Source organism: Polyangium fumosum, from assembly GCF_005144585.1.
Classification (GTDB): Bacteria; Myxococcota_A; Polyangia; order Polyangiales; family Polyangiaceae; genus Polyangium; species Polyangium fumosum.
Genome location: NZ_SSMQ01000150.1, coordinates 1 through 9942, shown reverse-complemented (window position 1 = coordinate 9942; position 9942 = coordinate 1). Strand labels below are relative to the sequence as shown.

Annotated in this window: 5 protein-coding genes; 2 read left to right on the top strand and 3 right to left on the bottom strand. The window is 69.2% G+C overall.

Features of this window, described 5'->3' with window-relative positions:
• Nucleotides 1-192: 192 nt before the first annotated feature.
• Nucleotides 193-1482, bottom strand: a complete 1290-nt coding sequence (locus E8A74_RS51000; RefSeq protein WP_136936472.1) for an Hsp70 family protein — start codon at nt 1480-1482, stop codon at nt 193-195.
• A gap of 105 nt (nt 1483-1587) precedes the next feature.
• On the opposite strand from E8A74_RS51000, the gene E8A74_RS50995 reads away from it, so the two are divergent.
• Nucleotides 1588-2610: a DUF2804 domain-containing protein gene (locus tag E8A74_RS50995; protein WP_136936471.1), complete on the top strand. Its 1023-nt coding sequence runs from the start codon at nt 1588-1590 to the stop codon at nt 2608-2610.
• A gap of 1 nt (nt 2611) precedes the next feature.
• On the opposite strand, the gene E8A74_RS50990 is transcribed toward E8A74_RS50995, so the two are convergent.
• The gene (locus tag E8A74_RS50990; protein WP_136936470.1) at nt 2612-4393 is read right to left on the bottom strand and encodes a hypothetical protein; all 1782 of its coding nucleotides are present in this window, start codon (nt 4391-4393) and stop codon (nt 2612-2614) included.
• 125 nt (nt 4394-4518) lie between these two features.
• Here E8A74_RS50990 and E8A74_RS50985 point away from each other — a divergent pair, with 125 nt between their 5' ends.
• Entirely contained in the window at nt 4519-7884 is a 3366-nt protein-coding gene (locus E8A74_RS50985) for a hypothetical protein (RefSeq protein WP_232380115.1), read from the top strand.
• 10 nt (nt 7885-7894) lie between these two features.
• On the opposite strand, the gene E8A74_RS50980 is transcribed toward E8A74_RS50985, so the two are convergent.
• Nucleotides 7895-9523, bottom strand: coding sequence for a DUF4419 domain-containing protein (locus E8A74_RS50980; RefSeq protein WP_170230017.1), 1629 nt, complete (start codon nt 9521-9523; stop codon nt 7895-7897).
• Nucleotides 9524-9942: the final 419 nt, after the last annotated feature.

Below are 9942 nucleotides of genomic sequence, written 5' to 3'. Positions count from 1 at the left end.
GCGACCCCGCCAGCCAAGACGGCAGCGCTGACGGTTCAGCCGGCAACGAACGGCCTGTGGGAAGAACTGCGCATCGCGCAGTTCTTCCCCAAATGGTCCAGGGCTGGCCCTGGTTCGGGTCGAGGGGGCGGACAGCCCCCCGCGGGGTCCGGGGCAGCGCCCCGGCGCGACGCTTCACGAACAGACGATGCCTCAATCGAGCCCACGCGCGATCCTTCGCGCCCGCTCGGCGAGCCCCTGCACGACGGAGTGAAAGCTCCGCAGCTTGCGGAGCTTCCCTGCTCCGAATCGTTCTTCGAGGGCGCGGGCGAGCCGCGGGACACGTGCTGTTCCGCCGGTGCAACAGACCACGTCGATGGCCTCGAATCCGAGTCCTGCGGATTCGAGTGTCCGGTCGAGGGAACGCAGGATGGCGTCTACGGAGCGCTCGGCGCCTGCTTCGAATTCGTCGCGGGTGATCCATTCGTGGATGTTCATCGTTGGGTAGTCGAAGACGAATTGGGTCTTCGTTGCCTCCGAGAGCGCGCATTTGCTGTGCTCGATGGCCTCGAACACCTGGAAGGCGAGGGCGTCTTCGACCAGACAGAGGAGCTGGTCCATCCGTTTCTGGTCGTCCCCCCCGAGCGACCAGGCTTGCACGTCTCGCAGGAATGCGAGCATGTCCCGGTGCTGGAGAACGGCCATGTCTGCTGGCGAGCAGAGTTTTTCCATGATCCCGCGGGGCATCGTGAGCAGGTTCTTGCCGAGGGGCACCTGGTAGGTGACTTCTGCGCCGAAATGGCGCGCGATTTTGTGGCGCATCAGGCTCCCGTCGAGCGCGTCGCCGGCCACGGAGACGCCTCCGAGCGAGAGGACGTCCGATGCGGCGAAGCCTTCTGGCCGCATCCGTACGACGGTGTAGTCCGAGGTCCCGCCGCCGAAATCGGCGACGAGCACGGTCATGGGACGATCGAGCCCGAGCTCGAAATCGTGGGCTGCGGCGACGGGCTCGGGGCAGAAGGTGACCTCGGAGAAACCTGCGCTTTGTGCGGCGCGTTCGAGCCGGTCCTGGGCGAGCTGGTCCTCCACGGGATCGAGCGAGAACATGGCTGGCCTCCCCAGCACCACGCGATCGACCTCGGCGTCGAAATGGCGGTTCGCGTGGTCGCGCATGATTCGTAGGAAGCGGCCGATCAGATCCTCGATGGTGACGACGCGGTGGCCGATCTGCGTGCCGGAGAAGCCGCGGTCGGGGAGGAATTTCTTGATCGAGCGGATGAGCCGGCCCTGCATGCCGCTTGCGACGAAGTCGCGGATGGCCACGGCGCCGCAGGAGAACTGGTTCTGCCCGAAAAAGAGCAGGCTGCGCAGGATGGTCGGGTCGGATGCGGCGTCGTCGAGGGGGATCGGGGGACAGGTCGACGTCGCGTTCGCTGCGGCGAGCAGCGAGTTGGTGGTGCCGAAATCGATGGCATAAACCTCGGGCCTGAATTGTGATGACATGGGCTGACCTTCCGGGTGGATGCCTGACGGCCCGGGGATATGGCCACCTCGCGTGCCTCTTTACAAGCTAGAAAATCCATGGGAAAATCTGTGGAGGCTCTCCGGATGGGCGGAAATTCTCGTGAGCTCGACGGCGCCGTGGCCCTCTGCACGCCGGGGGGGCGGCTGAATCCCGACGCGAAGGGCTGGTCGCGCAGGCCCCTGCATCGATGTGAGCTGCGCGGCCCGTGGGGGCGGCGGAAGCGCTGGGAGTACTGGTGCGTCACCTGGAACGGCGGCGCGCTTGCGCTCACGTATGCCGACTTCGACTACCTCGGCATGGCGAGCGCGCTGCTGCTCGATCGGGAGACCGGCCGCGAGCTCGAAAAGGTTGTCCCGGTCCCGCTCGCGCTCGGGTTTTCCCTGCCCGACACGGTCGGCGGGGCCGATATCGTGTTCGAAAGGCTCGGGCTCCGGCTCGCGTTTCGCGAGGAGCGCGGCGGCACGCGCCTCGTCACGCGGTTTCAGAGCCGCGGGCGCTTGGTCGAGGCCGACGTGCTCGTGGCCCGGCCGCCCGGGCACGAGACGCTCAATGTCGTGGTGCCGTGGAGCGAGGCGTTGTTCCAGTTCACCTCGAAGCAAAACACGCTCCCGGCGACTGGGACCATCCGCGTGGACGGCGTCGCGCAGACGATGGGCCCGGAGGAGCAGGCCTTCGGCTGCCTCGATTTTGGTCGCGGCGTCTGGCCCGCGCACACGGTCTGGAACTGGGCTTCGGCGTCGGGGGTCGTCGAGGGGCGGGTCGTCGGCCTGCAATTCGGCGGGAAGTGGACCGACGGGACGGGGGCGACCGAAAATGGCGTCTGCCTCGACGGCCGGCTCCACAAGATCCACGAGGATGTCCGGTTCGAGTACGACCGCCGCGATGTTCGCAAGCCTTGGCGGATCACCTCGAAAGGCTCCGATCGGGTGCGGCTCGACTTCCTGCCGACGCACGAGAAACAGACGAAGGTGCCGCTCGTCGTGGCCGGCGCGGAGATCCACCAGTGCTTCGGTCGTTTCTCTGGCGACGTGCGTGACGACAGCGGCGCGCGCGTACGCGTCGACGGCCTCTACGGCTGGGCCGAGGAGCTACGCGCTCGCTGGTAGATCACCCGCCCATGGCCGTCTGGTACGGCACCACCGGGAGCTCGCGCGTCTCGCCGACCTTCGGCACCTCGAACGGCACGAAGCGGGTCTTTTCCCAGACGACCCACACCATCGACGGATCTTCCAGCGACCGATCGAAATGAAAATCGATCTGCGCAGGCAATTTGCCGTCCGGCGTCAGCGTCACGACCTCCGCCACCATGCTCCCGACATCGACCCGATCCCCGACGCGCAGCGGCGCCTTCTCCGGATCACGGAACACGGTCGCTGTCGGCTCCATGAAATGGCCGTCCGAGAGCGTCACCGACAGCGTGCGCGCGTCCACGCGGCCGACCTTCAGCGTCCCGCGCTGCACCGTCGAGAGCACCCGCAGCGGCGAAGGCATCGCCTCATTCGCGTTGATCCGCGCCGCGATGGCGGTGTTCGCGATGATGCTGTCGGGCGAGCTCACCACCACGAGCGTCTGCGGCGCGGTCGCATCGAACTTCGGCATGCTCGTGATCGCCCGCTCCGTGTACCCGTGGAGCATCTCGCCCGTCGACCACGCCCGCAGCGGCAGCAAGAGGGGCGCGAGCACGAGGTGGAAGAGCACGAGGACCCCGGCCACGGCGCCCACGTACACACGCGCCGCCCGCCCGAGGTGCTCGCGCGAGGCCACGAGCATCGACGCGACGAGCCCCGAGCCCCCGATCCCCGCGAAGAGCAAGAGCCTGTCGCCCGGCCAAACCGCGCAGGTCGGGAGCAGGGAGAGCGTCATGCCGACGGTGAAAAATCCGGCATTCCGATCGCGGCGCAGCACGGCGAAGATCCCGCCCCCCAGGGCGAGCAGCACGAGGAGGCAAATCGAGACGAGGGTCCGTGTCTCGCTCTGCGGCCAGAGCATCCACACGTCGGCGGGCGGCGCGGCCATCTGCCCGGCGAGGAGAACGGGGAGCCGCGTCGCCACGGCGTGGAGGTATTCCCCCGTTTGTGTCAGCGGGTCGATGTAGAACACGCCGCCCGCCGCGCCATACTTGCCGAGCTTGTACGCGGCGAACCAGAGGAGCGCGACGCCGGCGTGCGGGACGAGCGCGGCCGCGCGGGCGCGCAGCGGCGCTCGATCGAGGAAGAGGGCGTAGGCGAAGAGATACGCGAGCGCGCCGAGCCCGCTCTCGCCGGAGAACATGGCCCCGAACAGCGCGAGCGGCGCGAGGTAGACGCCCGGCTTCCAGCCGTCCCGACGGGCGCGATCGTGCGCGAGGAGCGTGAGCACGGCGAAGAGGGTCGAGAGGATCGCGTGGCGATTGGCGATCCACGCGACGACCATCGCATGCGTGTCGTCGACCGCGAAGATCAGCGCGGCGAGGCCCGCGGCGACCGTGGCGCCGAAGAGCCTTCGATAGAGGTGCGCCGCGAAAAAGGCCGTCGCCGCGAAGACGAGGATGCTCTCGGCGTGCATGAACCAATACGCGTTCGGCCAAACGCGGTAATCGAGCGCGTGCCAGAGCGACGGGAGCGGGCGGAGGAACGCGAGCTTCGAGCCGGCGACGGCCCACCAGGGCCATATCCCGCTCTCCTGGAGGGAGCGGAACGCGACGGGATCGTCTTCGAGGAAGCGGAAGAGATCCCAGTCCCCGCGGGGCCCCCCGGGCCGCGTGAACGTCGGATGATACGCCATCCGGTGCGCGTGATCGTCCATCATCGCCCCGGCCCCGAGCGTGGGCAGGAGCAGGAGGATCGCGAGGAGCGCGACGAGCAGCGGGGCGCGCCTATCCGCGAGCCATCCCTTGACGCGGGTCAGCATGGCGACCCTCTATAGGGGATCATGTGCGCGCGGACCAGAGGCGCCGTGGCGCCGGACGATTTCGCGTGCGCGGCTGCCGAGGGAATCTTGGCGCCTCCAGGGAATTCCGTATCATCGCCGCCACGATGTCGATGACGAAAGCCACGCTCCTCGCCGAGATCGAGCCCCTCACGAACAACAAGCGCATCCGCCGCGTTATCGAGGTCGGACGGAAGGCGGCCCAGGGGGACATGGATGCCCGAGCGACGCTCGCCGAGCTGCACCAGAGCCCCGAGATCTACGAGCGTGTCCTCGGGCTCTGGTCCGTGTTCGGGAGCCGCGACGCGGCCCGGATCGTCGCCGGCCTCTCCGACGCCTCGCGCACGGTTCGCCGCCGGGCGAGCTGCATGGTGGCCGTCTTCTGCGACGATACGCTTGTCACGCGCGCCCTCGACGTGATCGTCGAAAAGCAGATCCTCTACCGCACGCTCGTCGGGCTCGTCCATAAGAGGCGAAGCGCGCCCGTCGACGCGTTTCTCGCGGCCCGCCTGAAAGAGGGCGAGGAGCGGCTCGTCATCGACCTCCTGCCGCTCGGCACGGAGACCTTCGTCTCGGGCCTCATGAAACGCCTCGTCGACGGCGGCGGCCCCGTCGCCTGGAGGCGCCTCTGTTCGCGGCACGCGCGCTTCGCCGCGGCCTGGTTCCTCGCGGATCTGGAGCGCAGCCAAACCGTCGATCCGCGGCAGCGCCATCGCCTCTTCGCCGAGCTCCCGGGCCTCGCGCGGCGCGCCCCGGACGTCACGCTGAAGCTCGTGCAGGCGCTCTTCGACCGTGGCGAGCAGCCGAGCCACCTTGCGCAGGCGCTCGGCGCCCTCGTCCGCGCGCGCCCGCGGGAGACCTTCGACCTCTTGAAGGCGCGCCACGAGAGCGGCCGGCCGACCCACGCGCCGGGCGCGTTCGGCGTCGTCCGTTTCGACAAGGTCGCGAAACACCTCGGCGCCGAGCGCCTTGATTACCTCCTTCGCCACGCGTGGAGCACGCTCGGCGACGGCAAGCAGGGCCTTCGCTGGTTCCTCCGGATCTCCACCGACGATCAAAAGGCCGTCCTCCGCGCGTTCCTCCAGGGAAGCTGCGGCGCGTTCGGCGCATTTCTGTTTCGGTATTTCAAGGCCGAGTCCGCGGAGGAGGAGAAGGTCCGCGAGAGGGCGTTCGATCGCTGGTCGCGCGCCGCGCAGGCGTCGAACGGGACGATCCCCGTGCAGGTCCTCGATTGGCTCCCGCGGGATCTGCGCGAGCGCGAGGCGAAGCGCCACCTCGAGTGGTGCCCGGCGCTCACCTCGAAGCCCGAGCAACGGCTCGTCTACGCCGGCTTGCTCTCCTTTGCCGAGGCGAAGCAGGCGCTCGCCCCGTGGCTCGGCCATCCGGAGGGCGAAGAACGCGCGCGGGCGCAATCGATCCTCCTTTCGAGCGTCCGCCACGACAAGCCCGCGCTCGGCGACGCGATCGCGAACATCAAGGCGCGCAAGTTCGAGCAGGACCCGGTCCGGAGGAGCATGCTCGAAGCGCTCGGCGCGCTTCGTGTTGCCACGTTTGGCCCCGAGCACCTCGACGCGGTCGGCGCCGTCTTGCAGGATGCCCTCGACGCCGCGGATCTCTCGCCGGCCACCGCTTCCGCCGTCGAGCGCCTCGTCGTTCTCCTCTTCCGTGTCGACGGCACCTGGGGCGCGCAATGGCTCACGCGGCTCTTCGCCGCGCGTGGCTCGGTCTCCACGTGGGGGCTCGGGGCCGGGCTCACCCGAAAGGACGCCGAGCGGCTCTCCCCTGCCCTCGCGCAGCTCGCCGCGGCCTGGGCCACGCAGGAGCGCGCGGGCGCCATCATCTCCCTCGCGCAGAGCCTCGGCGTGCGGCTCGGCGCCGTGACTCCGCTGCTCGACGCATTGGAGAAGCTCGCGCGCGAGCTTCCGTTCGCGGGCGTCTCCGCCGCGGCCCTGGGATTGCTCGACGCGCACGACCGGCGCCGCTTCACGCGCCTCGTCCCCGAGCTCCTCCGCGACGACGAGAGTTTTGTGCTCCTTCCCGCGGTCGCCCGGTACGTGAGCCTCCGGAGGCAGGATCTCTTGAGCCCCGCGCTGCTCTCGGCGCAGCCGATGAAAGGCCGGTTCGCCACGGGCCGCACGAGCTGGCTCCTTCCCTTCGAGGTCGGCCATGGGCGGTGGACGGCGAACCAGCAGCGCACGTATGCAGACGCGCTCGTGTCGATCCTGAAGGACGAGGCGCGTGACGTCCCGACGTTGCGGTTCGCCCTCGGCGCGCTCGTGCGCCTCGCATTCGCGGACGCGACGTCGATCCTCCCGTTCGCCTCGGATCCTCGCCAGCCGGTGCGCGAAATGGCGATTCGTGGGCTCCCGTGGCTCGACGCGCGGCAGGGCGTGCCCGTGCTCATCGAGGCGCTCGGCGACGCTCGGGCGCGCTGGGCGATTTATGCGCTCCGCAAGGTCTTTTCGGAGCTTCGGCGGGAAGAGGTCCTCGCGGAGCTTCGTGCGGTCCCCACGAACAAGGTCACGGTCGCGAAGGAGGTCGTCCGGCTGCTTGGCGAATTGGGCGGCGACGACGCGTATCAGGAGCTCCTGCGCCTCGACAAGCCTGGGACGCACCGAGACGTGCGGATCGCGCTCCTCCGGGCGTTGTGGGATCACCTCGAAAAGGCGGAGACCTGGGCCATCTTCGAGAAGGCCGTGCAGGACCCGGACTGGATCGTCGCGTCGAAGCTCGCCGATATCCCGCTCGGCCGCCTCTCGACCGAGGCGGAGGAGCGGGTCGTCGCGCTTTTGTCGACGATCCTCGGCCGCGCGGAGCCGGAGGCGCGGATCGATCTCTTGAAGCGCGCCGCCCATTTGCCGCTGCGTGATTCGAAGCGCTCGCTCTTCCAGCGCTTGCTCGTGCACCTCGGCGCGGCATCACACGACGAGGCAGCGCACGCGCTCGCGGCGGTCCTGCAGCGGATGACGATGTCCGAGGTGAGCGCTGTCTCGGGTCGATTGAAGGAGCTCTTGCCGCTCGGCCAGCACCTCCTCGCCTTCCTGCCCGTGATCAGGTCGCACCTCGGCGCGTATGCATCGGCGATGCACGTGCGGGTCGCGACCGAGTTCGTCGCTGCGCTCGCGGAAAACCCCTGGACGGCGCCGCACTACATTTCGCTCGGCGCGCGCCTGTGGGACGCGAAGGAGCTCAGCGCTGCGCTGATCGAGCTTTCGAAGAAGGATTGGCTCTACCACGAGGTGCTGGAGGCCGCCTTCGACGTGGTGCGCGGGAGCGTGCATCCGGGCCGCGTGGAGGCGGCGTTGCGGGAGCAATCCGACGGGAGGCTCCGCAGGATCGCGCTCGCCGCGCTCGTCCAGGCAGCGTCCCCCAAGAATGGCTGGACGGACGAGCGCCGCGCGTGCCTCGGCGTCTACCAGAAGGACCCCGCGCCCGGCGTCGCGGGGCCCGCGCATTTCGTGTTTCCGCCCTGAAGGCCTCGGGCTAACGCCGCCCCGGTTTCTTGCGCTCCCGGGGCGGCGGCGGGGGCTCGAAGTACCATTCCGCGAGCACGTCGCGCAATCGACCGTCCTCGGGCAGATCCGTGGCGCCGCCGCTGTCGAGCGCGCGGAGCAAGACCTCCGCGAGCGGCCGGCGAAGGATCGTCACCTCTTCGAACGGCTGGCTCGAACGCTGCTGCCGCGGAAGCGTCTCGACGGATTCGGCGTCATACGCGTCTCCCTTCGCCTTGGCCGGAGGCGGCGGCTCGACGGCGTCGATCCGGCCACGCACCAGGACCGCATTTCGACCGCTCGTCATCGCGAGGAACGTGCCGTCGGGCAGGTCGAGGAAACGATGAACGTCCGTCGTGCGATCGTACGGCAAGGAGAACACGACGCTTTGGTGCTCTTCAGGCCGGAGGATCCGCCAGGGGGTCGTCTCGGCGAACAAGGTCGCCTCCTCGAAGGCATGGTACATGGCCATGAAATCGGCAGGGCCATTGAAGTTGTACCAGAAGCGGTCGTCGCGCTCCCGCGCGGGTACGAACCGATGCCCCGCGCGGATGCGATCGAGGATCTCGCCCATGGCGGGGCTGCTGCGACGCAAGGCCCAGCCGGAGATGGGGGCGAGGCGGCCCTCCGCGTCCTGCGAGACCGCGGTAACGCCGCCGTCGAGGGCGACGACGTGGCGCTCGTTCTGGACGAAGTCGACCACGTGAATCCGCACGGTCGACGGGCTGCCGAGCACCTCGTGGGTCCGGATGCCCGGGCCCTCATACCATTCGTCGTCGCTGCCGCCCTGGGGTTCGTCGAGGGGGAGGTCCAGAAGGGAATTGCGCTCCGCCGCGCTGCCCTGTCGCACGGTGTACGGGTAAAGCCGCGCGATCCAGCCGGTGACGACGTCCCATCCATACGCCTTCCGCGGCTTGTACATGCGGCGCCAGAAGTCGAGATCCGGCTGCCCCGAGGCCGCGCGCACGAGCTCGTCGCAGATCGGCGCGAGGGAGCGGGCCCAGAAGTCGAGATCGAGCTCCGCGATCACGTCGATGCGTTCGCGAATTCGCTGCCAGTCGGCGGGCGTGCCGAGCAATGTGATCTCCGGGATGCCGCAGATGCAGGCGAGGTAATAATCGAAATAAGGCGCGTACGCGTCGAGGAGGACGACCTGGCTCGCGATGCGATCGACCTCCGTGCTTGTAGAAAAGTCGCATTCGAAGAGCCGCGCGCGCCCGGCGCCGACCTGATCCGCGACGCGCTCCCGGAAGGCGCCGACGATCGAGGTCCAGGACGCCGCGTCGGTCGGCATCGGGCCCTCCAGCGGGACCTCGATCCGCGCCGTGCCCGTGTGCCGGACGAGCCGCGACCGGAGCTGTTCGGCGTGGAGGCGGACGTGCTGCGCGACGCCCTGCGCGATCGTCAACCACACGGCGTCGGGCGAGAGCACGAGCGGCCGGTGCTCGGCGAACGCGAGGTGGACGGCGCCGAGCAGCGCGTGCGTCGAGCCGTGATCGACCACGGAGAGGTCCGCGTCCCCGCCGAACGTCAGCGCGTCGCCGTGGGTCTCGGCGAGCCGGCGCGTGGGGAGAGGCTCGGTCGCGCGGGGGACGTCGTCGACGAGGAAGGTGACGCTCATGGCGGGGATTCTGCCACGAGAGGGCCCGCGCATGACACGAGGCCGCCGCCTCAGCCCGAACGAAAGGTCTCCCCGCCGCGTCGAACGTCCGCGGTGAGGTTTCTTTGTGGAGCGTCGCGCCGGGGCGCCGCCCCGGACCCCGCGGGGGCTACGCGCCCCTCGACCCGCGCCAGGCACGGCCTGGACCGAAGGGGGAAGAACTGCGCGTTGCGCAGTTCTTCCCACGGGCCCGTGGGAAGACCATGGAGGTGGCTCTCAAGCTGGCGACGGGCGGGTTGCCAGGGGAACCCGCAGCGCTGCGGTCTTGGCTGGCAGGAGCGTCGCTGGTCTTGACCCTGGCCGTTCGATGAACTGCGCATCGCGCAGTTCATCGAGCTTGGGTCCAGCCCCTGGCTGGTCCGGGGTGGAGGGGGCGGACA